This is a genomic window from Spiroplasma endosymbiont of Polydrusus pterygomalis (assembly GCF_964030825.1).
Lineage (GTDB): Bacteria > Bacillota_I > Bacilli_A > Mycoplasmatales > VBWQ01 > Spiroplasma_E.
Window position 1 is genome coordinate 890,390 of the sequence record NZ_OZ034964.1, and the last position, 25,864, is coordinate 916,253.

At 22.0% G+C, this 25,864-nt stretch carries 31 protein-coding genes; 19 read left to right on the forward strand and 12 right to left on the reverse strand.

From position 1 onward, the window contains the following. Positions 1-2: 2 nt before the first annotated feature. On the reverse strand, positions 3-1,364 hold the full coding sequence (locus ACQH25_RS04475) for a DEAD/DEAH box helicase (protein ID WP_425380882.1): 1,362 nt from the start codon (positions 1,362-1,364) through the stop codon (positions 3-5). 1,340 nt (positions 1,365-2,704) lie between these two features. Here ACQH25_RS04475 and ACQH25_RS04480 point away from each other — a divergent pair. From ACQH25_RS04480 to ACQH25_RS04515, 8 genes are all read left to right on the forward strand, one after another. After that, positions 2,705-2,896, forward strand: coding sequence for a hypothetical protein (locus ACQH25_RS04480; RefSeq protein WP_425380883.1), 192 nt, complete (start codon positions 2,705-2,707; stop codon positions 2,894-2,896). A 6-nt stretch (positions 2,897-2,902) separates the two neighbouring features. Further along, positions 2,903-3,043 (forward strand): hypothetical protein, encoded by a 141-nt coding sequence (locus ACQH25_RS04485; RefSeq protein WP_425380884.1) that lies wholly within the window; start codon positions 2,903-2,905, stop codon positions 3,041-3,043. Continuing rightward, a complete protein-coding gene (locus ACQH25_RS04490; RefSeq protein ID WP_425380885.1) occupies positions 3,036-3,683 on the forward strand; it encodes a PD-(D/E)XK nuclease family protein in 648 nt (215 codons plus the stop codon). Before ACQH25_RS04485 ends, ACQH25_RS04490 begins: the two co-directional genes overlap by 8 nt. Before the next feature lie 108 nt (positions 3,684-3,791). Next, a complete protein-coding gene (locus ACQH25_RS04495) occupies positions 3,792-4,589 on the forward strand; it encodes a recombinase RecT (protein ID WP_425380886.1) in 798 nt (265 codons plus the stop codon). Between the two features lie 113 nt (positions 4,590-4,702). Then, positions 4,703-4,888, forward strand: a complete 186-nt coding sequence (locus tag ACQH25_RS04500; RefSeq protein ID WP_425380887.1) for a hypothetical protein — start codon at positions 4,703-4,705, stop codon at positions 4,886-4,888. A 378-nt stretch (positions 4,889-5,266) separates the two neighbouring features. Then, positions 5,267-5,500, forward strand: coding sequence for a hypothetical protein (locus ACQH25_RS04505; RefSeq protein WP_425380888.1), 234 nt, complete (start codon positions 5,267-5,269; stop codon positions 5,498-5,500). A 125-nt stretch (positions 5,501-5,625) separates the two neighbouring features. Further along, positions 5,626-5,883, forward strand: a complete 258-nt coding sequence (locus ACQH25_RS04510; protein WP_425380889.1) for a hypothetical protein — start codon at positions 5,626-5,628, stop codon at positions 5,881-5,883. A gap of 3 nt (positions 5,884-5,886) precedes the next feature. After that, a complete protein-coding gene (locus ACQH25_RS04515; RefSeq protein WP_425380890.1) occupies positions 5,887-6,702 on the forward strand; it encodes a hypothetical protein in 816 nt (271 codons plus the stop codon). A gap of 29 nt (positions 6,703-6,731) precedes the next feature. On the opposite strand, the gene ACQH25_RS04520 is transcribed toward ACQH25_RS04515, so the two are convergent. The 11 genes from ACQH25_RS04520 to ACQH25_RS04570 all read right to left on the reverse strand — a co-directional run bounded on the left by ACQH25_RS04520 (position 6,732) and on the right by ACQH25_RS04570 (position 17,445). Beyond that, complete coding sequence (locus tag ACQH25_RS04520; RefSeq protein ID WP_425380891.1) at positions 6,732-6,932, reverse strand: hypothetical protein; 201 nt, start codon at positions 6,930-6,932, stop codon at positions 6,732-6,734. Between the two features lie 16 nt (positions 6,933-6,948). Further along, positions 6,949-7,071 (reverse strand): hypothetical protein, encoded by a 123-nt coding sequence (locus ACQH25_RS04525; protein ID WP_425380804.1) that lies wholly within the window; start codon positions 7,069-7,071, stop codon positions 6,949-6,951. A gap of 4 nt (positions 7,072-7,075) precedes the next feature. After that, positions 7,076-8,761 carry a hypothetical protein gene (locus tag ACQH25_RS04530; RefSeq protein ID WP_425380892.1) on the reverse strand — a complete coding sequence of 562 codons (1,686 nt, stop codon included), beginning with the start codon at positions 8,759-8,761 and terminating at the stop codon, positions 7,076-7,078. Continuing rightward, positions 8,745-9,524 carry a hypothetical protein gene (locus tag ACQH25_RS04535; protein ID WP_425380893.1) on the reverse strand — a complete coding sequence of 260 codons (780 nt, stop codon included), beginning with the start codon at positions 9,522-9,524 and terminating at the stop codon, positions 8,745-8,747. Before ACQH25_RS04535 ends, ACQH25_RS04530 begins: the two co-directional genes overlap by 17 nt. 4 nt (positions 9,525-9,528) lie before the next feature. After that, positions 9,529-10,719 carry a hypothetical protein gene (locus ACQH25_RS04540; RefSeq protein ID WP_425380894.1) on the reverse strand — a complete coding sequence of 397 codons (1,191 nt, stop codon included), beginning with the start codon at positions 10,717-10,719 and terminating at the stop codon, positions 9,529-9,531. 4 nt (positions 10,720-10,723) lie between these two features. After that, positions 10,724-11,221, reverse strand: coding sequence for a hypothetical protein (locus ACQH25_RS04545; protein ID WP_425380895.1), 498 nt, complete (start codon positions 11,219-11,221; stop codon positions 10,724-10,726). A 23-nt stretch (positions 11,222-11,244) separates the two neighbouring features. After that, positions 11,245-14,022, reverse strand: a complete 2,778-nt coding sequence (locus tag ACQH25_RS04550) for a hypothetical protein (protein WP_425380896.1) — start codon at positions 14,020-14,022, stop codon at positions 11,245-11,247. After that, entirely contained in the window at positions 13,985-15,286 is a 1,302-nt protein-coding gene (locus tag ACQH25_RS04555; protein WP_425380897.1) for a hypothetical protein, read from the reverse strand. The genes ACQH25_RS04550 and ACQH25_RS04555 overlap by 38 nt, the downstream gene beginning before the upstream one ends. Next, positions 15,279-16,643 (reverse strand): phage terminase large subunit, encoded by a 1,365-nt coding sequence (locus tag ACQH25_RS04560; protein WP_425380898.1) that lies wholly within the window; start codon positions 16,641-16,643, stop codon positions 15,279-15,281. Before ACQH25_RS04560 ends, ACQH25_RS04555 begins: the two co-directional genes overlap by 8 nt. After that, positions 16,637-17,029: a terminase small subunit gene (locus tag ACQH25_RS04565; RefSeq protein ID WP_425380899.1), complete on the reverse strand. Its 393-nt coding sequence runs from the start codon at positions 17,027-17,029 to the stop codon at positions 16,637-16,639. The genes ACQH25_RS04560 and ACQH25_RS04565 overlap by 7 nt, the downstream gene beginning before the upstream one ends. Before the next feature lie 170 nt (positions 17,030-17,199). Then, positions 17,200-17,445: a hypothetical protein gene (locus ACQH25_RS04570; RefSeq protein WP_425380900.1), complete on the reverse strand. Its 246-nt coding sequence runs from the start codon at positions 17,443-17,445 to the stop codon at positions 17,200-17,202. Between the two features lie 285 nt (positions 17,446-17,730). On the opposite strand from ACQH25_RS04570, the gene ACQH25_RS04575 reads away from it, so the two are divergent. The 11 genes from ACQH25_RS04575 (at position 17,731) to ACQH25_RS04625 (ending at position 25,862) form a co-directional block, all read left to right on the forward strand. Further along, positions 17,731-18,870: an Mbov_0401 family ICE element transposase-like protein gene (locus ACQH25_RS04575; RefSeq protein ID WP_425380901.1), complete on the forward strand. Its 1,140-nt coding sequence runs from the start codon at positions 17,731-17,733 to the stop codon at positions 18,868-18,870. Between the two features lie 854 nt (positions 18,871-19,724). Further along, positions 19,725-19,886, forward strand: a complete 162-nt coding sequence (locus tag ACQH25_RS04580) for a hypothetical protein (RefSeq protein WP_425380799.1) — start codon at positions 19,725-19,727, stop codon at positions 19,884-19,886. 193 nt (positions 19,887-20,079) lie between these two features. Continuing rightward, positions 20,080-20,517, forward strand: a complete 438-nt coding sequence (locus ACQH25_RS04585; protein ID WP_425380731.1) for a hypothetical protein — start codon at positions 20,080-20,082, stop codon at positions 20,515-20,517. Next, entirely contained in the window at positions 20,507-20,800 is a 294-nt protein-coding gene (locus ACQH25_RS04590) for a hypothetical protein (protein ID WP_425380730.1), read from the forward strand. Before ACQH25_RS04585 ends, ACQH25_RS04590 begins: the two co-directional genes overlap by 11 nt. Positions 20,801-21,029: 229 nt before the next feature. Further along, entirely contained in the window at positions 21,030-21,284 is a 255-nt protein-coding gene (locus ACQH25_RS04595) for a hypothetical protein (protein ID WP_425380729.1), read from the forward strand. Beyond that, positions 21,284-21,520: a hypothetical protein gene (locus ACQH25_RS04600; RefSeq protein ID WP_425380728.1), complete on the forward strand. Its 237-nt coding sequence runs from the start codon at positions 21,284-21,286 to the stop codon at positions 21,518-21,520. Before ACQH25_RS04595 ends, ACQH25_RS04600 begins: the two co-directional genes overlap by 1 nt. An 11-nt stretch (positions 21,521-21,531) precedes the next feature. Further along, positions 21,532-22,347, forward strand: a complete 816-nt coding sequence (locus ACQH25_RS04605; RefSeq protein WP_425380800.1) for a hypothetical protein — start codon at positions 21,532-21,534, stop codon at positions 22,345-22,347. Between the two features lie 17 nt (positions 22,348-22,364). Beyond that, complete coding sequence (locus tag ACQH25_RS04610) at positions 22,365-22,559, forward strand: hypothetical protein (RefSeq protein ID WP_425380726.1); 195 nt, start codon at positions 22,365-22,367, stop codon at positions 22,557-22,559. 13 nt (positions 22,560-22,572) lie between these two features. Beyond that, positions 22,573-22,950, forward strand: coding sequence for a hypothetical protein (locus ACQH25_RS04615; protein ID WP_425380725.1), 378 nt, complete (start codon positions 22,573-22,575; stop codon positions 22,948-22,950). Positions 22,951-22,968: 18 nt separating this feature from the next. Then, on the forward strand, positions 22,969-24,150 hold the full coding sequence (locus ACQH25_RS04620; protein ID WP_425380801.1) for a hypothetical protein: 1,182 nt from the start codon (positions 22,969-22,971) through the stop codon (positions 24,148-24,150). Between the two features lie 14 nt (positions 24,151-24,164). After that, entirely contained in the window at positions 24,165-25,862 is a 1,698-nt protein-coding gene (locus ACQH25_RS04625; RefSeq protein WP_425380802.1) for a hypothetical protein, read from the forward strand. Positions 25,863-25,864: the final 2 nt, after the last annotated feature.

The window sequence follows — 25,864 nt, forward strand, 5'->3', positions numbered from 1 at the left end:
CATTATTGGTTTTCTTCAAATAATTTTTTTCTTCTAGCAATTGCTTGTGCTTTTTTAATTTTTTTAATTGATGCCTTAATGTGTTGTCTTCTTGTTTCTTTTTTGATTGTTATTAATTGTTGTTGAAATTTTTTCTTATAACCAGGAGTTACCTTTTTATTTTTTTTAAAACGATTAATGACATGCTGTTTATCTTTATTAATTGCTATTTTCCGTTGTTGATAATTAATGTTGCCACTAGTGATTTCTGGTATTAATTTATTATCTTTAATTTTATAGTATTCTATTGGAATATTTAATTTTTTTAATTTATAAAGAGCAGCGTTATCACTTTTATCATAAAATACATAAGAAATACCCGAATAATTATTTCTTCCTGTTCGTCCTGCTCGATGAAAATAGTATTCTAAATTATTAGTTGGTAGTTGCAAAGAAATAACATGCGATACCCCTTCAATATCAATACCACGAGCAGCAATATCAGAACAAACAACATATTGATATTCAAAATTTTTGATTCGCTTGAAAACTTGTGTTCGTTCCCGTGCTGGTAATCCCCCATGTAAAATTGCTACTTTTTTATTTTGCGCAATTAAAATCGCAGCAATTTCATTGATTGCTTCTTTATTATTAACAAAAATCAAACATAAATAAGGATCAAACATCGTTAGTAATGACTGTAATTGTTGTTTCATATCTTGCTGATGACGATTAATAAAAATGTGCTGAATTTGTTGATTATTATTATCAATACTAATAGCAGTAGCATTAGTAATATATTTTTTTAATCAACTACTTAATTCAAGTAGTATTGTTGCCGAAAAAGCCATAATTTGCGTGTTTTTATTAATTTTAGTAATTAAAAAATCTAAATCATTGATAAAACCCATTTCAAATAACATATCACATTCATCAATAATTAAAGTTTTAGTAGTAGTAATTGCTAACTTATTAAGTTCATATAACCGTTTTAACCTAGTAGGAGTACCAATAACAATTTGTGGTTGATTATTAGTTAAATTATTACTTTGACGAGTAATATCTTTGCCACCAACTAAGCAAGCAACGGTAATCTTTTGATCGTTAATTAAAGATTTTAAGAAATTAAATGTTTGCTGCGCAAGTTCACGAGTAGGAGTAATAATTACTGCTTGTGTAACTTTTAACTTAGCATGACAATTATTTACAATTGGAATTAAATAACTATGAGTTTTGCCACTACCAGTAGGGCTTTTAATAATTAAATTTTTATTAGTTAATGCCAAGGGAATGATTTCATTTTGCACTGCTGTTGGATTAATTAGTTTTTCTTTTGTTAAATTTGCAATTAGTCATGGTTGTAAATTAAATTGTTGAAATGACATACATTCACCTTTTTTCTTTAATATTAATATTTTATCTTATTTTTGTTAGTTTCTTGAAAAAATAAGATAAAACTTTATTAAAAATGTTAATAATTTATATTCTATGTACTATCAATTTAATGATATTATGTATTAAAATTAATATAAGTTTTTATGCCTTTATTTTATTTTACATAAATCGACTTTTTTATTTTAAAAGGAGAACTTCAAATTATGAATACTAGTTATTTTTTATATTTAAAAACAAAAAAAGAAATTATTACTATCAAATTAAAAGAACAATTATAAATTTGATTACTTTTGAGTATTTTAACAAAAATAAAGAAAGATATTGTAACATTAAAAAATTAAATATAAGTATTAATGTAATAAATAACAAAATTAAAAAATAAAAAATAATTTAATAACCTTAAAAAATCATTATTTCCAACAACAGAAATTAAAAAGTAATTTAATCGATTTACCAAATTAATCCTTAGCAAGTAAAAATAAAGTAAATTTACCAAAAATGTAAATATATAAAAATAGTTACCATTTCTGGTAACTATTTTTTAATTAGGTGCCAACCTAAAAGAAAGTGTATACATTATTAATACTTACCGAAGTAAGTGTTTTTATTATATCTTATTTTTACTTAAAATATTTAATATATTTTTGGGCGCATTAACTTAATAGATAGATTTAAAAATAACAAGAACGATAAACTAATCGTTCTTTTTTTTGTTAAAGAAAGAAATCTAATTTTGTTAAAAAAAAGAAAGGTAGGTAATTAAAAATGGAAATACAAAAAGAATGTAATCATCAGTCTTGTGATTTATATTGTTTAGAAAATTCTTGACCACAAAATATTTTAAGATAAAAAAATTTAATTAATTAAAACTTAATAAACTGTCGTAAGAAAAATAAAACACTGTTGGATTTAGTCCTATTCTTATATCAGGATAAAAGGCTTCTAATGTTAAGCAAGTTAGAAAGTAACAGTATATCGCTTAATGTAATTGTTGTTAATAATTGAATAGCCATATTGGCTCAGTAAATAACCCTATTAACATGTTGATTGTTACATTATTATTAATTAAAAAAGGGGGTTATATATATACATACTTTATCAAGTATATATTAACATACTTTATTAAAGAAGGAATAAAAAATATGAAACATAATTTTAAAAAACAAAGATATTTTTGTACTTATTGTGAAAAATTTAGAATGAAACATTTATTTTATTTTAAAAATATATTTTTACACGATAAAAATAATAAAGTCATTTGTATTTATTGTTGAAAATTAGAATTACATTTAAAAGAAATTTGATATGAAAAAAAAGAAAGGAAGTATTAATGAGTTTTGTATTAATAATGATAATAATCGTAGGAGTTTTTTTCTGATTATTATTAACATTTTTAGGTTTATTTATGTGTATTAATAATAATGCAATTGGAATAGTATTGTTATTTATAACTTTAAATCTTATAGGTTTATTATTAGGAATTGCTATTCTTTATAATAAAAAACAAAAAAGAAAGGAATAAATAATTATGTTTAATTTAAAAAAAATATATTTAAAAAATGAAATAAAAATATTTGGTTCATGTGATATTTGTCATAAAAATTCATCATTTACAAATAGAACTTGTAATAAATGTTTTTGAATATTAATAGGTAAAAAATATGAGTAATTTAATTTTTAAAAAAGATATACATAAATATTTTATTGATAATAAAGAATTAATTTCAGTTAGTAAAATTATTGATAATTATTTAGGTTCTAATTATAGTCATATAGCACCAGAAATATTAAAAAATGCTGGTGTTAGGGGTAAATGAGTTCATAAAATTAATGAATTATATTTACAAAATATTAATAAAGAAAATATTATTAATAATTTATTAATAAAATTAAAATCATTAACAAATGAAATTAATTATAATTATTGTCAAAAATCATTAATATTTTTACAAGAAAAATTTAAAGAAAATAATAATTATGAATTTATTATAGAAAAATCATTTGGATATGATTGAATTGCTGGAACATTAGATTTAATTTATTTTAATAAACAAAAAGATAAATATTTTATTGTAGATTATAAAACTTATTCACAATTAGATAAATTTAAATTAGAAAAAATTAAATTACAATTAACTGCTTATTATTGATTAGTACTTAAAAATGGTTATCAAAAATTATCAAATATTGCATATATATATTTAATTAATAATAAAGAACAAAAAGAAATTGAAATAGAAATAACAAAAGAAAAATTACATGAGTGAGAAATGGCACTTGCTTTATGAAAGGAAAAGTGACATGAATAAAAATAAAGAATTAAATGAAATTTGAAAAGTACTTTGTAAAAACCAAGAACAAATAAATTATATCTTAAAAGAAATTATAAGAATTAATAAAGCAAAAGGAGAATAAATATGAATCAATTAGTTATTAAAAATATTCAAAATGGAAATGTAGAAAAATTTATTAAAAATAAAGGTATTACTAATAATAATGAAATACAAAAATTTAAGTCAAATGTTTTAGCAATTGCTAATCAATTTGGATTAGAAAAAGCAAATCCAGAAACAATAGTAGCAAGTTGTTATCAATCAGTATTACTTAATTTACCATTAGAAAAAAACTTTGGATATTGTTATGTTGTTCCATATTGAGATAGTAATACTAAAGTAAATAATGCTCAATTTCAAATGGGATATAAAGGTTATATTCAATTAGCATTACGTAGTCAGCAGTATAAAAGAATTAATGTTATTGATGTAAGACAAAATGAAATTAAAAAAATAGATTATTTAAAAGATGAAATAAAATTTAAATTTATCTCAAATCCATTAGAAAGATTAAATGCAAAAATAGTAGGTTATTGTGCTTATTTTAAATTAAAAAATGGTTTTGAAAAAACTTTATATTGAACTAATGAACAAGTAGAAGAACATTTTTTAAAATATTCAAAAACTTATGCTAAATCTAAAAAGTTTGCTGTTGCTAGTTTTGAAGATATGTCTAAAAAGACTGTACTAACTCAATTATTAAGAAGATGGGGAATAATGACTACTGAATTACAAACTGCTTATGAATCAGATCAAGCAGTACTTATTAATGATGAAAAAATATATATTGATAATCCAAATAATATTAATATTGAAGAAAGTTTATCTAAATTAAAAGAATTAGAAAAAGAAGAAAAAATAATAGAAAATTTTGAAATATAAAATTATGAATAAATGTAAATATTGTCATAAAAAAATTTGATTAACTGAAAATTGATGTATGAAATGTTTAGAAAAAATAGTTAATAATTTAACTAAAAATAAGGAGAATAAAAATGACTAAACATGAATTTAATGAAAAATATAAGAAATACGGAATTAATATTGATAGAGACTTAGACTTATATGTTAGTGATACATTTAAGTTTTCAAAAGTTGATATTTTAACAAAAGCAATTGAAGATTATAAGGATTTTATTAACTCTATACCAGTTGAATTAAGAAATTTTATAATTAATTAATGAAAGAAGGTATTATTAATGATTAATATTAAATCATATCATTGTTATTGTTGTTATATTAGAAAAACTTGTCACAAATCATATCTTCTACAAATAAAAATAATTGAAAAAATTAATAAAAGAATTTTACGAACTAAAATAAAATATCATGGAAAGAAGCATTAATAATGACTAATTATTTACTTTCAATTGATCCCTCAATAACAAATACTGGAATAACTTTATGAGAAAATAAAAAACCAATTTTAGTAACAAGTTTTAGTTATTAATAAAGAAGAATATTCTCTTGGCATATTAAAACCAATTTTTACTTATGCAACACAAGAACATCTTAGGGGATTTATTGCTGGTCAATTTAACAAATTAATAACAAAAAATATGTTAATAAGTCCTAGTGAATGACAAAATTGATATTTAAAATATGATAAATATGCTTATGGTATGGTATTTGCAAATGGTGTTAGTAATAAAAAAGAAAATTATTGAGATAAAAATAATTCATTAATAATAGGAAATAGATTAATTAAAGATAATAATTGAAATATAAAAGTTAATAATCATGATGAAGCAGATAGTTTATTAATTGGTTGATATTTTTTAAATAAGGAGTAAACATGACTAAACAAGATATTTTAGAAATTATTGAAAAATTAAAAGAATTAAAAAACTTAAATGGATTAACTATTAATATAAATATGGATGATATTAATATTGAAAATAATTAAGGAAGTGAAATAATGAGAAATATTAGAACTGAATGATTTTATAATGAAAAAAGTCCAAAAGTAATAATATGTCCAACTATTTCTTTATTAAAAAATAAAGAAGATGCTTTATGTTATTTATTAGCATTAAATTTATATCCAAAATTATATCCACAAGATATTTTTTATTCATGAATATTAGAAAATAATCAAACTGGATATTTAATTATTTGTGGAAATAATAGAGATACTATTGGAAATATGCAATTTAAATTTATAAAAGGAGATTAGAAAATGCCAAATATAGAAAATCAATCAAATTATACTTTAACTAAATTAATAAGAACGGGAATTAGTCCTATTTGTGCAATGATTGGTACAAGTGCATATTATGGGCAAGTAATAGCAAATCCGATATTAGGTTCAATTAATTCTTTATTATTTGGTAAAAAATTAGGTTTAGATATTTGAAATTTAAATCAAAAACCAACCACTAAAACTAAATTAATTAATAGTAGTAAAAAAATATTATTAGGATTAGGAACAATTGGTTTAACAAATTATAGTAAATTTACTAATAATTCAATTAATCCTAATCCAACAGAAAGTCCAATAACAACTACTACTGTTGACCCTTTTCCACCAGATTTATTATTTAGTAATGATAATACTACTAATAATCATTTAATGGATTGAGATACTTACATTTCATTAAATGCTTATGGTATCACCAATGTTATTAATGGTTTAACTGAATTAATACCTAATAAATTTGCAACGATACGAAAAATAGCAAATATGGCAACTGGTGGATGTTTGATTAGTAGTGGTGTTGCTATGGGAATTAATAATGATTTTAATAATGCTTATGCAGTTCCTACTATTATTGCAGGAATAAGTGAAATTATTCATAATTTATTACCTATGGAAACAGTACATAATAATACTGAAATGCAAGAAACTTTATTTACAAATGAAACAACAAGATTAATTAATGATGATAGATTTACTATTAATAATGAAACAACTAGTCAATATGGTAGTGATAATATGAGTGAAATTAATATTAATTCACAATTATCATTTGATGAAAATTATTATCATTTATAATAAATAAAAATGCCTATTAAAGGCATTTTTTAATAAATACTTTTTATTTCTTCTTTTTTATTTGAATTTAATTTTTCTAATTTTTGTCTTAATTTTAATTCTTTTCTTTCTTTTTTAGACATTTTAATTTTATTTTTTATATGTGATTTAATAGTATGATGTCCACCTAAACAAACACCAATTGCCATTAAACAATCACCTATTAGTTGTAAAATTTCATGTATACCCATTTTCATCACCACCTTTCTAAAATATTTGATTAATTTTTAACATAATTTTGACAATAATAAATATAACTAAAATTGCTGTTGCTGATGATAATAATAAACCAATTAAACCTAAAATAATTTTTAAAATTTTAAAAAACATAATCTTATTCCTGTAATTCTTGTAATTTTCATAAATAACCTTGATCTGTTATTAATCTTATTAATTTATTATTTACAATATTAATATATGAAATTCTTTTTAAACTTGGAAGAAAACATACTCAATTTGATGATGTTTGTGGTTGTCAAAATATTTCTATTGTTTGTGTTGGAGTTTTGCCAAATGTACTCGTACTAAAAGGATTCAAATCATAAAATATTTTATAAAATGTATTTGATTTTAATTGATAAGAAGAAATAGAATTACCACTTAATGATATTGCTACATCTTTTCATTTTGGATAAGGTGTTGGTGTTGGACTTTCTTTTAAATTTATTTCTCATTCATTTTCTCTAATTTCTTTTGTTAATAAAGTTTTTGAATCAATTTTTATAGGTTTTTCTATATCTACTATTTCTGGTACTTTTATATCTAATGTATTACTTTTTATTTCATATAAATCATCTGCTTTTAATTCTTCCAGCCTATATATTGCTCCACCAGTATCGCCACCATCTAATTTTAAAGTTCATTTTGTATTATCATAAATCATATTTAAATTAGCATCACTATTACCTATTTTTCTTGTTGTAATTCTTCTTGTACCAGTTCCAATTGCTTGTGCTGATGTAAAAAAGATAACTTCTTTATAACCATTTTGTAATGGCACACTTGTTTCACTAATTAAAAATACACGATAAAGAGCATTTAAACTAGGTGAAAAATTACTTCAAGTTCTATCATCAATTCTTTCACCTATTGTTTTTCATACAACAAGTTTTTTAATTAAATCTTTTATTTTTATAATTTCATTATCTACATATTTTTTATCAGGTATATCTTTATCATCTGTTACATTAGGATTATTTCTATAAATTAAAGTTTTACCACCAACATTAGTTTTAATAATTTCATTCACTAATCTTGTTGTATTATCTTTATCATCTTTATTATTAAATATTCTATTTTCAATAATTTTATTATTAATATCAATATTAACTATATCTTTTTCTTTATCATAAGTAATATCAATAGTTTTATTTGGACTATCATAATTTGGTATTATTGCTTCACTAGTAGTACTAATTTTTATTTTAGGAATAGTATCACTAACATCATTTATTTTTATACCTTTATCTGCAATTATTCCTATTTTTTGTAAAAATGTTTTATTTCCAGAGTCTCATGTTATTACTCTATTATCACTTTCATCTCAAATACTAGGTGTATTAAAATCATTATTATTACAATTAATAATATTATTAAGTGCTTTTCTTGGTGTATATAAATTTGCTTGTTGTAATAAATTATATACTTCCATTAAAACATAATCTGGTTCACTTGGTGGACTAATACTACTTGATAAACCATTACCACTAATAGATACACTACTTCTTATAAATGCCATTCCATCAGTTAAATAATATATAGTCATTCTTGCTGTTGCTCTTTTAACTAATAATTGTTGAGTTTCATTAAGATTATTAAATCCAGTTTGTTCAATTAAATTACCAGTAATACTATTTATACGTTCACTACTAATTGCAATTGCCATAATAGTAAAATCAGTTTTAGTATTATCAATAGTAGTTTGATCAGCATCAGGTATAAAATCATATATAGTTTTTAAATCATCTTTTGTAATATAATTTAAATTTACATTTCAATCAATATTATTTTTGTTTTCCATAATCTTTATACCTTCCATATCCTTGTACTGCTTGTGATTTATTAACTGTACTAATAACTGATTTATTAGGTTTAGTTACTGCTCTATTTAATTGATTAACATTTTTTCTAACAATAGCATTCATTTCTTTTCTAGTTTTATTTACTCCACCTAAATATTCTCTAATAAAAACTGAATTAGCACCAGTACCATAAGCACCCATAGATTTACACATATCAATTCAAGTTTCTTTTGAAACATTAAAATAATCATAACTTTTAGATAAATTAGTTCTATATGTTAATGTAGCAATACCATAAGTACCAGATTGTGCTTGTACTACTGGAGTTCATATACCACCTGCTAATGCACTACTAGAAAGATTTACATAAACGCCAATCATACTTTCATAATCTTGCTCTGTTAAAGCATTCATAATAATTTCTTTACCTTTATTCATCAATCATTTACCATTTAAATATGTTTTTTGAATTGATTGTAATTTAGCAATATTATTTTTAGTAATATGTGTCATGATTTTTTTATGAATTACTGGTAAATTTGTTAATTTTTGTAAAATTTGTTGAAATTCTTTTAATTCTTTTTGTGATTTACCTTGTCCTAATATTTTTGACATTAATTGATTTTTTAATATTCCTGCTGGATTTTTTAAAAAACTATTAAATAATGAATTATTTTTTTTAAATTTTTCTATTAATTCAGCAGTTTGTATATCACTAACAGCAGTTTCTAATATTATTCTTAAAAGTAAGATAATAGGCATTTAATTACTTCTTTGTAAAAGTTACTTGTAAAGAACCATCATATAAAGTTTTACCTTCAACATTAGCACTTGTTGCTGTTAAATCTGAAAAATTAGCATTTCCTTTTTGATAATTAGGATTTTTAGTAATAATTGCTTTTTCTACTTCATCTGCTGTTGGTGTTGCTCCAACCATAGTAATAGCACCTAAATTAGTAAATTCAATTGCTGTTGCAATATCAATACTAGAAGTTACAGTAAATCCTTTAACTAAATCTGGTCGTAATGCTTTACCATCACTTACTAAAAATTTATGAAAATTCTTAACATTACCATTAGTTTGTAAAACAAAAGTATTATCTTGTCCTCTATTAAATGGAAATGCTAATGCTTCTTTATGTACTAATACAGCATCACATCCTAAAAAATTAAATGATTCTTGTTTATCAATAACTCCAGCTGGATAATTTCTACCTAATCATGGACATTCTATAATTTTAATACCACCAATTTCTACAATTTTACCATCTTTTAATGCTTGTGAAGCACTATCACTACCTAATGTAGTTGTTGATAATAATACTAATGGTTTAAAAAAACTAGATACTCATAATACATAATCTTCTTCATCTGTACCAATATATTCATCATTAATACGTGCTTTTAATGTTGCTAATGTATTTGATATTTTTAATCATAAAAGCATACGATAATCATCTATTTTAGGAGTACTTGGTAATGCAATATTAATAATGCCATTATCTTTAGCTGTTTTAACTGCTAATTGAAGTAATTTAGCAACTAAATATATTTCTACTGATTTTGCTTTTGCAGCAATGCTACCAGAAACATAACTATCACTTATAATAATGCCACCATCTTCATATTTAGCACCTAATCTTTTTAAATCTAATGTTTCAATTTCATAATTAATTTCTTTTGATTTATTTAATAAAATTTGTTCTGTTCTAATTTCTGTTACATCATTTTCACCAGCACCACGTTTATAATCTTGTGTAATATTACGTTTTGTAACATTATAAATAGCAGTACCAGCATCTAATTGTTCTCTATTTTCTACTGTTGCATTAATTAATGCAACTCTTTTTGATAATAATACTTTTAAATTTTTAAGATATTTAACTGATAAATCTGCTTTACCCATTGGATTACTTGGGTCATTAATTGTTGTTGATTGTGTTGTAATAATTGCCATATTTTTAACCTACCATTCCTATTTTTCTAGTATCTATTTCATCTTTTTTATCTTCTTTAAATTTATCTTTTATATCTAATGAAGAATTAATATTTGTATCTTTATTATTATTTTTAAATAAATGTGGAAAATCTTTATTTAATAATGATAATTCTTCTTCAATATCATCTTTATCACCAAGATATCTTTTTAATAAATTAATATTTTCTTGTGATAAATTATATTTTTTATAACTTTCACTATGTCTTATTTCTCTATCTTTATCAGTTTTTTCTTTATATAAAGCATTATATTTTTCTTCTAATTCTTTATATTTATCTTCTAAAGTTGGTTCTTTAGATTCTTCAGTTTCTGATTCTTTTTCTACACTTTCTTCTGATTTTGTTACATTTTCTTCATTTTTTGGAACACTTTCTTCCTTTTTTTCTACACTTTCTTGTTCTTCATCTTTTTCTTTTTCTTCCATATTATTACCTTCTTTCATTTCATTTTCATTTAACATAATTACCACCACCTTTCTAATTTTTAAGTTAATCTTGGTGAAATTTGTATATTATTAAATTTAATTTCACCTTGGTAATTAACACTTGCACCAGTAAACGCTATTAAGGAACCAATAAAATTAAATGTTATATTAATTTTGTTAGTCTTTTCATTTATGTTAATAATTACTCATAATTGTAAAAAGGTTATTGTTTTTTTATGTTTATCAACATTTAAATTCGTATCTCCTAAATTTTTATAAAAATATTGATTTTCATTTAAAGTAGGATTGATATAATAATTTGATAATTCTACCGTTTCTCTATAAACCAAATACTTACAATTATTACCTAAATGTTCAGTATTATCTTTATAATTAAAATAATCATTTTCATTACTATATAAATATCTATTATTATCATTATTATTTATAGGTATATTTCTTAAATCATCAATTATAATAGGATTACTACTATTAAATTCATTTATAAATCCTTCACCTTCCTGAGATTTTAATTGAAAGTTTAAATTTAATTGAAAGTGTTTATAATCATTTATAAAATCTTTTATGTATTGATAACCATAATTAGTTATATCAATTGAAATATCTTTTATTCATGATTGATAATTACTTGGTTTCTGACCTATATAATACATTCCGTTTTTACTTTCTGTATTATAATATTGATTAGAAAATTTTATATTACTTAAATCTACAAAAATAGAGTGTGGTATTTCATTTGGTGGTGGTGGATTAACTGCTTTTGGATAATTATATTTATTTTTAAAACTATAAGTATTATTTGCTAGTAAAAAATTATTTTTAATTAATCTTATATTACCACTTGCCTTACCAACTATTTGGTATGTTCCCGCCCAAATACTAAAATCATCACTTACAGCAACTTCATAATCATTTGGCATGCTATAAAATGTTAATTTAAAATTACATTTTCCTTGAACTAAAATATCAATCATATCTATATAAAAACCACTATAATTATCAATACCAAAAATTGGTGATTGTAAGTCAAAATCTTCTACTGGTGGTAATAAATAGATTTGTTGATTATTGTTTGGATTATTTTGTGATATATTAACTAAATTCATATATTTAGTATCAACAATATTATTATTATCAATATCATAACTTGAAAGTTTAATATTATCAGTTAAATTAAATGTAAAACTTGTCATATGACTTGTTGTACCTAAAATTGCCGATATTTCATCTGGAGTTCCATTTCTAAATACATCATAAGGAATTATATTTTTTTCAGTTTGTTTTGAATATATTACAGTACTATAAAATTTATATAATTCTGCACTCATTAAAAAGTTAACTATATTAAATTTTGGAATTAATAAATTTGAAACTTTTTTAAATCCAATATTCATTCCACCAGTAAATCCATTAAAGAAACTACCAAATACTGGTATGGTATTTAATTGAATTTTAACTGTTTCTCTTACTGATAATGGTATTTCATTCATAGAATTATAAATAAAATACATTAAAGCATTTAAATTTCTTAAGTTTTTAAATTGTAAATTATTAATAATATAACCATTAATCTGACCGCGTGGTTGTTTAAGTTTTTTATTAAAATATACAAAATATGGATTACCAAGAGTATAAAATTTATCAGTATCTAAATTTACTCCATTTAAAAAATTATTATTTCAATAAGGAGTATATTTTCCATTATCTTCTAATTTATTAGTTGCGGTTGTTTTTTCAACATCTGTTAATATATGACCTTCAAAAGTTTTTTTTGCACCATCATCATAACTTGGTGCAATAATTTCTTGTCATTGTTGATAAGTATCAACTGTTGATTTTGCACCAACTGTTAAAATATAATTAGTTTCTGGTAAAGCACTAAAACTAACTGGGTCATATGTAGATGCTTGATAATTTAAAGGAAAAATTAAATGTGTAGGATTCATAGTAATTTCTTTATTATCAGTTTTATTAATATTTCTACCCCATAATCCAATAGCAATGGTGCCTACTGTCCCATAAAAAGTAATTTGTGCATGTGTAACTGGTCTAGGTGATAAGTAATTATTATCTAAAATAATGTTTTTCTTTAAAACCAATGCTGGTAATGCAACTGGTTCACCAACGGCACCTAATTGTACATATTGATTAATTGCTAATCCACTATGTGCTAATTTATCATTTAAACTACTAAAAGTACATTGAATATAAGCCAATTCTTTATTTTCATTATTATAAGTTTTACTTGCAACTTCAAGAATATATCATTGTCTATCAACTGTATAAGAATTATTACCTTTGATAGCATTAATTTCTGGAATCATGTAAAGTTTATAAAGATTTTCAACAATATTATTAATAAAATTAAAATTCTTTTTTTCATTTGGAATATTAATAACTACATTTTTAATTGCTTGTTCTTGTATAAAAGCATTATTTGCTGGTGTAGCACTATAAGTAATACCTAATTGGTCACTTAAAATATTCCCGTAAAATACATCACCAACTTTTAAAACCTTTTTACCAGTAGAATTTATTGTTTTTAAATCTGGTTCTATTAAATCAAAACTATTATCTCATACAGATAATATTGCTTCTCTTCCAGTAAAGATTTTACTAAAACTAGTATAATCATTAGGAATACTAGTTGGTGGTTTATATCCCGTTTCTGTTGAATTTATAGCACCTAAAATAATAGTAAAAGGACATACACGAAATTGTAAATCTTTATTTTGTGTAAAATCTTTTTCAATTTCACCAGTTGATTTTCAAAATGTTTTAATTAATTGATGATTCTGTTTTGGTGTCATTCCCATTTTTAGTTTCTCCTAAAAAAGTATTATTAAATTCAATTTCTTCTTTTTGATATTTTCTATTTTCATTAATAATTTGTTGTGCTTCTTCTTCACTAACACCATATCTTTTTACAATAATTCTTTTAATATTAGTAATTCCTAATCTTAATTCTACTTCATCAATTTCAAGTGATTTTAATCTATCAGTAATCGTATTTTCTTTAATTTCAAATGTTCATTTAGATTTATCACCATCTAAGCCCATTAAAATAAAACATCTTTGAAATATTTCATTTCAATCACTTTGATTAAGTGTTCTTTTAATTCTTGTAGTTTCCATATCTCTACTATTTGTAATTAATACTTCTGCTTCTGTTTTTTGACTAGTAGTATCATTAACTGGACTATATCCACTACCTTCAAATGCTTTATCAATAATAAATTGAATAAATTCTGCATATTTATCTAATATTGGATTACCTTGTAATATTGCTATTGGTGGTGTTCCACTAGTTGAACCTAAACTTCTTAAATTTGCTTGTAAAATAAATTTACCTATTAATTTTTTTAAATCAAAAGCAGTTTTAGATTGATTAATTTCTTGTTCTGTAATATCTAAAAATACACGAGTTATATTACATTCTAATTCATGGTCAATTGATTCAAATGTTTTATTTAATAATTTTTGTAAAGATTTAACTGGGGTCATATCTGGATAATAATCACCAATAACACCACCAAAAAAATTTTTCTTTGGTAAATTTTGCATAAATTTAACAGGAATTATTCCTAAATTATGATTTTCTATTAAAGGTAATTGTAAATCTTTACTTATTTTTTCTTGTAAACCATCTATACTATATTTTTCACCAATAAAATATCTTATTATTTGGTTTTTTGTATATGTTGTTTTAACATAAATTGCTTGGTCATCATATTGTACCCTTGACCAAGTACTAGCACCTTGCTCAGTATCTAATACTCTTGCAACTCTTGATTGAGCATACGGTTGAGCAAAAGTAAGTGCTATTCTACCAGTTTTACTACGGTCAATTTGAACAATACTATAACCATAACCAGATTTAATATGACAATCTTGATAAAAAATTGAATCAAAATTATTTCATTCTTTTAATTTTTCAATTGCTATTTTATATTTTTCATCTTCACTTGTTAAAGTATAACCATTACCTCATAATAATTTTGAACCATGATTTGCTATTATTTCTTGAAGGTCTATCATACATCACTTAAAAGTTAATATTTCAGTATTATGATTATTCATAATTATTTTTCCTTTCAAAATAAGGATTTATATTAGCACTTAAATTTCTAATATATGGTTCAATAGCATAATCAAATGCATCTCGTAAATGGTCATTACCTGCTAATGGTATTTGTTTAATGCTCTTAGGGTCTCATACAGCCAATCTAAATTCATCTAATAATAGTTGTGCATTTATACTAATATTTAAGCGTTCACTTGCCATTAAAGCCACATTTTTACCTATTCTAAACTCTAATCTTAATTTCACACAATCTTTAAAATATAATCATTTTTGAACATTATATTTAATTGCTGTATCATTAAGCATTTCTATAAATGTATAATTACTAAAATCACAATATACAGTTAAACCATATTCATATAACAAATTATTTTCTTTTGCTAATTTAATATAAAATTCAACTACTAATTTTGCTAATTGTTTATTATCATAACGTACTAACTTATTCTCTATTTTTAAACAATCAATAACATTAACAAATTTAAAATTATAATCAAAACCTATTAATATACATGCTAATGCATCATCTTTAAAACCATAATCTAATCCAGCACTAAATCTATAACTTGGTTGTAATAATCTACTAATCTTATGAATAAGATGAGAATATATTCCACCACTTTCATAACCAACTAAACCATGACTTCTTACTCTTGCACTAATAGGGTCTAATTTCTCTATTTCTAATAATTGTTGTTTATCAGTATCTTTTAAATAAGTATTTAATTTTCAATTTTGATAATGATAAATAGTATTATAAATAATAGTAAATTGTTCATATTCATTAATAATTTGTTTTTCATTTTGGGGGCATATTGTTACTGTTTTTTTAATAAATTCATTTAAAATACTTCAAGGGTTACAACTTTCTATTTCTAATAATTGATTTGCACCACGAATAGCATCCTTTAAATCTTGATAATCATTTTCAGTAATTTCATACCTTTCATCACTTCAAATAATTACATAATCATATAAATAATTACTTGCTAATCCAGTTAATTTAACATTACTATTATCTTGTGAATGTAAATATTTACATGTGATTTTACTACCATTAAATTCAATAGTTTTTTTAGTTTCACTAATAATAAAATTAATACTTGGGTATGTTGCTTTAATAATTTGTTTTAATTCTTGTCAACTATCATTTAATTGTTTTGACATATTTCTAATTAAATAAGCATGAATATTAATAGTATCTAACATTAATAAAATCCCTAAGAATTCAATATCACTAAATGTTTTACCAGATTTACGTGACCCTAATTGTTTAATTTTAGTAATATTTAAAGATTGTTTTAAATACATTTTTTTAGCAATATCTAATAAATAACCAAAATTACTTAACATTTATTTTTACTCTTATTTTCTAAATTAATTGTTATAGGGGCGACATTATCACTATTTTTTATATCAATTTTAGTTGATAAATGATATTCTTTAACAAATGCTCTTTCTAAATATCACGCAGAATAACTAGAATTAGATTTTAATAATCTTTGTAAATTTAAATGATTTATTTGAGAATATGCTCAAATAATTTGTTGTAAAAAAGTATTTCTTTTCTTTTGTTTTCAATTTCTAATAGTACTTTCTGTTATATTTAAATAAATTAACATTCCTAATTTTGTAGGAATTTCTTTATTATCATTACAATGAATAAAATAATTTTCTAATGAGTCTCTTAATTTTTTAACATCATTAAAAATTGTTCTTATTTTTTCTTTTTGTTGCACATAAAAATCTCCTTTCATATGCTTTAAAAAACGAAAAATTATGATATAATTAATATAATCTTTAAGTTAAGTGAGCGAAAAAACTAACTTATTAACTTTATTAATTACTTCATATATTTTTTTATTTAATTTTTATAATATAATTATAACAAAAAATAGCATTTATTTTGCTATTTTTTTTCTTCTTTTTCTTTAATTCTTTTTTCTCTTCATTCTTTATATTTTTTTGCTGTAAATTTATTTTGTTCTTCTCTTATTGCTTTTTTATATTGTTTTCTTTCTTCTCTTATTTTAGATAATTTTTCAGCATTTTGTCAAAAATTACCTTTCAAAATATTTTTATTATTTCATAAAATTGCTCATCCAAGAACTAAACCTAATATATTTAAAGTAATAAATAATATTACTACTCCCATTGCATTATTTTTAAGACAATATTTAATTCCATAACGTATTAATAAAATTCAAATAACTGCTCCTATTTTTATTTTCCTTTTCTATTTACATTTTTCTTTATTGTACATTATTTTTAAAAAAAGAAAAGATAACTAATAAAAGTTATCTTTAAACGTTGCAATAGATTTGCTAGTTATTTCAATCGTTCTTTAAAAGAAGACTTTAAATTAAACAATTTTTCAACAATAAATTAATAAATTTGATAATATAGGGAATAAATAAAAAATAAATAGAAAGGTGTTAAAATGTTTAATTATAAAAATAATTTAGAATATGAAATTAATAAAATTATAACAAATCATGTTAATAAAATACATGATTTTAATGAATATTTTTTTCAAACTAGAGATAAAAATAGATATAAAGTTGCTAAAAAATGTAATCGTAGTATTATTTTTGAATTTGGTAAAATGATTTTTAATCACAGAGTTTATTGAGATAAATTAAATAAAGAATATTATTATCCCGTTTATGAAGAGTTTAATATTAATAAAAGAGCAAAAATTATTAATTGATTAAAAGAAGAAATAATATCATATTTGGGAAAAAAGAAAAATTATCAAGATATACAAGATATTTTAAAATATACGTATGTTTCAAAAGTAACAATTAGTAAAATTCATAAAAATATAAAAATTAAAGAAATATTACCACAAGAAAAAATTAAGGTAAAAGATAATGAATATATTTATATTAATGTTGATGATTGTTTTGTTCCAGTTTGAAATAAAAATAAAAAAAGAGAATTACAAAAAATTAGAAGTATTTCATATAATACTGGTAAAAAACAAATAAGTAAAAATCGTAATAAATTATTAAATAAAAAATATAATTTTATGTTTAATTATAAATTTAATTTAAAAGAAGATTATTATATTGATAATTCTACTGTGGAAAGCACTTGAAAAGGATTAATAAAATATTATGATTTTTATAATCCAAAATTTGTAGTTGCTGGTGATGGTGCTTCATGAATTAGAACTTTATCAAAATATTTAGGAGCATATTATATATTTGATAAATATCATGCTTTAAAATATTTATGAAATGAATATAGTCCTAATAATTTAGGTAGAAAATTAACATTAAATAAAGAAAAATATAATAATTATAAAATTGCTAAAAATTATTTTTGTAATGGTCAATATAATGAATTAATAGAGTTTTTAACTAAAACAAAAGTTAATAAAAAAACTTTAAATATTTTTAAAAATAATAAACAAGGTATTATTAATCAATCTGCTAGTTGAAATATAGGTTGTAGTGCTGAAAGTGATATATTTCATTTAGTTAAATCTCAAACTAAAGGTGCAAAAACTTATAATTATAAAACATTAAATAATATGTTAATTTCGCGTGTTAATTATTTAAATAATAGAATTTAATTTTTTAAAATTTAATATTTTTAAAAACTAATTTTAATAAATTAGTATTTTTATATTAATTAAATTAAATATGATTACATATTTTATTTTTGGGAGCTTAGCGAAGATGTCTATAACTAATATTTTTGTGTAAATATCTCCTTTCCTTTTTAAATCCTTAAATTAAAATAAATGACAAAAGACGAGAATAAAAATCTTGTCTTTTTTTGTAATTGTAAAATTTTAAAATTTTTATTATTAACACGCTTTAAATATCTACTACATGCAGTGACCAAGTAGGAGAAAGTTAATAATTAATAACCTTCTTTAACACTATTATCAACACGTGTTAGGGAACTAAAACAGTGAACTACACCACAGTTGTTAAAAATAGTAGCTAAAACATGTGGACTTGCATGGATAAATAAAAAGTGGAGTGATACCTAATAAATTATACTAACCATTAAATGGTAATTCTTGGGGTGGGAGCGAATTAGTAATTAGTATATATAGACCTGTTGTAGGGACCTATTATATTAATTCTATTTTTTATTTAACCAACCTTGCCACTCCCCTAGTGAGCGAGTGTTGGTTTTATTTTTTATTTTTTTTAAAATTTTTTGGGCGAGAAAATAAATTTAAAACTTGTAAAAAAAATTAAGCGGTGCCGGTTCAATTAAAATATTAATTTGTTAAACGCAAATTAAATAAATATTGAATCGAATGCCTTAATGTTTTTTAAAATTTTACAATTTATTTTTGAGCCCATTTTTCTAAGAAAAATAATATTAATAGTATTAATAAATAAAAAAAACAAAAATATATGCCATTTATGCTAAAAGCAAACAGGGCATATTTAAAGGATAAAATTAATTATGAAAACAAAAAATATTAAAACTCATGAAATAAAGAAAGAAAAATTTATTGATAAAATTTATAATAATAAATTTGCTTTAACTACTATTGTTATAATATCTACAATAGTTTTAATGATAACTGTTGCTTTTTTAATTACTGCATTTACTGTATGAAAATAATATTACTAAGAATATTTTAATTCATAATGAAAAAATATTTTTGTTGAACATGTAAACAATATAAATTAGATTATCTATTTTTTAATACTAATGATATTAAAACAAGAAAATATTTTTTAAGAGATAAAAACGGTAAAGCAATTTGTTATGACTGTATTTTAAATATTAGATTAAGTAGGGGATATAAAAAATAATGCAATATGAATTAATTATTGGTATTGACCCAGCAGGAATAGGTAGTAATGGAATTATTATATATTCAAATGAAACTAATAATATTATTTTTAATGAAACATTTAAAGCAGAAACTGTTTTAGAAAGTAAAAATTTGTTTAAAGAATACTTTTTAACGATTAAACAAGAGTTTAATAATAAAAAAATATTAGTTATTGTAGAAAATTTCTTTTTAAGTGCAAAACAATTATTAACTAATCCATTAGCAACTCCTAAAATTATTGGTGCATTAATGGTGTTAGTACAAGATGTTATGAATTGAGATTATTTAGAAAACCATCCAAAAAATAAAAACAAAATAGAAAATTATAAAGGAAATATAAAATTAACAAAACATGAAGAAGATGCATATAAACATATTCAATATTGTTTAAGGAATTTTAAAAATGAAAGATAAATCAAATTATGTGAAATTAACAGTAAAACTGAGTAACACTATTGAAGCAAAACATTATGAAAAAGGTAATAAAGAATTATATTATAGTGTTCGTGGACAATGAAATGGATTAAACTATGTTACTTTAATTTTTAATAACCCAAAATTTTATAAACGATGTATTTTATTAAACAAAAATGATGAAATTATAGTAAGTGGTCAAATCTTTAATACTTTAAATATTCCTAAAAATCGTGCATTTTGTTCAATTAATGTTAAATGATTTAAAAAATGAAAAGAGTAAAAATGAAGAAATGTAAATATTGTAATAAAAGAATTTGATTAAGTAAAAATTGATGTTTGAAATGTTTAGAAAAAATAGTTAATAATTTAACTAAAAATAAGGAGAATAATAATGAATAAAGAAAAATTAATTAACTATATTAAAAAATCACAAAAAGAATATGAGAATACATAAATAGACTTATTATTAGATATTTTAGTTCAAAAAATAAGAAGTGGTGAGTTTGATAATGAATAAAGACCAAAAAATTATTAATGAATATAATAAAAAACGTAATAAAGAGATAACAGAAGAACATTTGAATAATATAAAAAAAATAAGAGAAGAGTTTAAACAAAAAGTAATCAATAAATATAATGAAAAATTAATTATTTGGTTAAATAAACAAATTAGTATTTGTTTATGTGATTCATTAAAAGAAGCAGGTAAACTTACTGCTTATTATAAAGTAATTGAGTTTATAGAAAATGGAGAATTTCATTAATGATTATATTACCTACTTTATTTGGTGATAAAGATGAAATTGAAATATTATCACCATTTCCCAAAGCAATTCATACAAGTAATGATATTAGAGCAATTATTTTAAGACAATATCCTAATGTTAAATCAAAACACATCATTGTTTCTGACCCTGAAAGTGATGTTGCATTAATAGTTGGTGATAATGATGTTTATCAAGGTTGAATTAAAGTAACAATTAAAAAATTAGAAAATTAAAGGAGATTAAAATGCCAAATATAGAAAATCATTCAAATTATACTTTAACTAAATTAATAAGAACGTGAATTAGTCCTATTTGTGCAATGATTGGTACAAGTGCATATTATGGGCAAGTAATAGCAAATCCAATATTAGGAAGTATTAATTCTTTATTATTTGGTAAAAAATTAGGTTTAGATATCTGAAACTTGAACCAAAAACCAACTACTAAAACTAAATTAATTAATAGTAGTAAAAAAATATTATTAGGATTAGGAACAATGGGTTTAGCAAATTATAGTAAATGAACTGAAAATAATATTAATCCTATTATTCCAACAACACCAATTCCAACTACTACGGAAGGACCGCCATGATTATTATTAGATAAACAAGAAAATCAGTCATTAATTGATTGAGATACTTATATTTCATTAAATGCTTATGGTATCGCCAATGTTATTAATGGTTTAACTGAGTTAATACCTAATAAATTTGCAATGATACAAAAAATAGCAAATATGGCAACTGGTGGTTGTTTAATTAGTAGTGGTGTTGCGATGGGGATTAATAATGATTTTAATAATGCTTATGCAATACCTACTATTATTGCAGGAATAAGTGAAATTATTCATAATTTATTACCTATGGAAACAAATCATAGTATAGAAATGCAAGAAACTTCCTTTACAAATGAAACAACAAGATTAATTAATGATGATAGATTTACTATTAATAGTGAAACAAGTAGTCAATATGGCAGTCATAATTCTAATGTTTCATTAGATTGAGATGATACAGCTAATAATGCTTTACAACGTAGTAATAGTAATCTTACTTTATAAAAAAATGAAAGGAAAATATGGAAATGCAAGAATTTTTAAAAGCACTTGAAACAATTGGAATAAGTACAGGTATATTAATTTGTCGAGAAATTATTGTTTTATTAAAAAGATTTATTACAACTCCAAAACATGTTAGAGCAAATAATAAAATTATAAAACATCAAAAAAAATTAGCAAAACTTAATGAAAAAATTAATAAAGAAATTAAATAATGGGGTACTGTAAATGTTAGAAAATGAAAATAATGTTCAACAAGCAACTGAACCTTTAATTAAAAATAATGATTCTTCACAAGAAATAGAAAATAAAGTTAATGAAGCAGAAAATAAGTTAAATAAATTAAATAACGAAATTAAGGAAAAAGAAATAATTAATATATTTAAAAAATATCAAGTTAAAAGTGAATTTTATGATTATTTAAAATTTAAAACTAATAATATAGAAAATTCAAAAATAGAAGAAGCTATTAAAAAAATGATTAAAGAACAACCAGTATTTAAAGAAATAATAAATACAGGTGGTAAACAACAAACAATAATAACAAATCAACCAAGTTCAATAAAAAGTACTTTATTGGATTATAAAAAGAAAAATAATTTATAACAGAAAGGAAATGAAAAAATGTCAGTACCATTCAATCAAAATTTAGATAATACCGAAAAATTAGTAGAAGCACCAGAGTTTATAGAATTTTATAAACAATCAAATTCACCATGAGCAAGTTTTTTTCCTATTGAAATGGTTAATTCTACAAAAATTGAATTTATAGTTAAAAAACCAAAAAATTCAGAAATTAAAGTATTAAAATGAAATGATAAAAGTAAAGGATTAGATGTTAGTTATGCTGAAACTATTAAAATTTTAAAAGAAATTAAACAAGAAGCAGTTGCAGGTGAAATAATTGCTAATGTTGATTTAAACGCTGAAAATGGACAAAATTTATTAAATACAATGCAATATGAAGTAGCAAATGATTTAGCAGATTATTTAGCAAATAATGATACAACTGTAATTGCAAAATATGCAACTAGATTAGATATTACTGATACAATACCAGTAGGCTATTTAAAATCAATGTTATCTGCTTGAAATACTTTATTTCAATTAAGAAATAGTAATAATTGTCAATTTTTTATTACTAATAATTTATATGATAGTTTAGTTTATTTAGCTGATAATAAAGGTTTAATTACTGATAATCAAATAGCACAACAATTAAGATTAAATGGAACAAATTTATATATCAAAGGTGTATTATGTCAAATTGTAATGGATGACTATATGACTTTTACTGATAATAATGAAACTAAAATTATGTCTTTTGTCTTAGCAACACCAAGAGCAATGAAAAGATATATGTTACAAAATACAGTTGTATATGTACAAGACATAAATGATGGTAAAGTTGGAAGAAGATATTTAGTTGGTGGAGAATTAACTGGTGAAGCAATACCTTATATAACAGATGAAGAAAAAACTTCACGTTGAATGTTATGTGGAATTATTAATACTGATAAAATTGATTTAAAAACTAAAATTACAAGTTTAACAACAAATATTACTGCAAATGTTAATAAAAATAATAATGAATTAGATACAGAAATAAAAAGTACTAATGAACTTAAATCATTAAATCCAAATTTAATAAATCCAAATATTAAATATTTTAGTGATGTCCAAGGAAAAACTAATGTAAGTAATCAAAAACAAAAAGTAGGTGACTTGTATATAACTATTACTGCCAATGTTAATGATATAAATTATAAAGGGTCAACAAATCCAATTAAAATAACTCTTAAATAAAGGAAATTAATATCATGCCAATTGGTACAACTAGTACAGCAATACTTTTAAATATCAATAAACCAAAACATACTAGAATAAGTAAACAACAAGAAAATAAAAGTTTTTGATGAGAAATTTTAGAAATGATTGGTGTACAAGTAATAGCAGTAGCACTTGCTCCTTTTACTGGTGGATTAAGTGAAAGTATAGCACTTGGATTAGGTGCAAGTGATTTACTTGCTAGTATTAGTGCTGTTGGTGTAGAGTTTTTAACTGATTTTACTATTAATCAAGTTTATGATTATTTAAAAGGAAATGTAACACCATTAAATACTTTTTTTAATATCTTACCTGCATTTGCTGGACTTAATAAAATTAGTCGTGGTTATCGTACAACTAAATTTATTAAATTAGCACAAAAAACTAAAACATTAGAACAAATTGGTATTAAAGAAGCAAAAAACTTACAAGAAATTATTAGTCAAGTAAGTGGTAAAGAAATTTTAACAGATAAAATTATTGGTAATAAACGTTATTTATTTAATTATAGTTTTGCTCCTAATCGTGAGACAATAATCCAAAATTTAGGTTATGTTGCTGAAAGACAATATAAAAATAATTTTCAAAAATTAGAAGTACAAGAGTTAAAAGATTATTTATTATTACAAAATACATTAATAAAATTAAGTCCACAATTAACTCCAAAGTTTAAAATTAAAGATATTGAAAAAGCAAATAATTTTTTTAAAAAATATAATACTGATTTAAAAGAAGTATTAAAAATGAATCAACATGATTGATTAAATTTAGTTCATACAATACATACAGATAATAGATATGGTAAATCTTTAATTTTAGATTTACAAAAAATTCGTGCTAATGCTATTAAATTTAATTTTAAAAAGAGTTCAATTCATAAGGTTGTTTTAAAAGCAAATAAAATTTTTAAGTATTTTGATATTAGATTTTATTTAAAAAAAGGTTTAAATAAATTTTGAAAAGATACTCCATATTTTGAAAAATTACGAGAAAGTATATATAAATTACAAGAAAAATTTGAAAAGTTAGAAAAACAAGTATTTGAAAAAATTAATAAATTAAAAGAAAAAGCAACAGATTTATTTACTAGTGCAGAAAAGAAAGCAATTAAACATGCACAATTAATCCCATTAAATTCACCTGTATTTATGGGTTGCAAAATTCAACCTTTATCATTAAGTAAATGTGCAATTACTATTTATCATCGTAATCCTAAATATAAACCAATTATAGTTATTGATAGTATTCTTAAAGCAGAAACTTTTATCACTCAAATACATCCATTCCATTGATATCGCTGATATAGTGGTTGATACATTGGTTATGGAGTTAGTCGTAATAAATGATTAAAAGCAATTGCATTTGCTCCACCAGTTGTTCAACAAGTAATTAGAGATAGTTTTAAAGTTTATAGAGAAATATTTAGAATAGTAAGAACTTACCATAAAGTAGTTAATGTTATTAATAATCCTATTGAAAATATTAATAAATCATTTAAAAGTGTTGGTTTAAAATTTTCAGTTAATACATTATTTGGTACAGGATTATTACATCATTTAGAAAAATTTGTATATAGTCAAGTTGTAGCAAAAGGTAAAAAGAAATTACAAAAAGAAGTTATTCATATAGTGCATAGGAAAACTAAAACAAAAACTAAGCATTATAAAAAAGCATTTTTTAAGGAATGATAAAT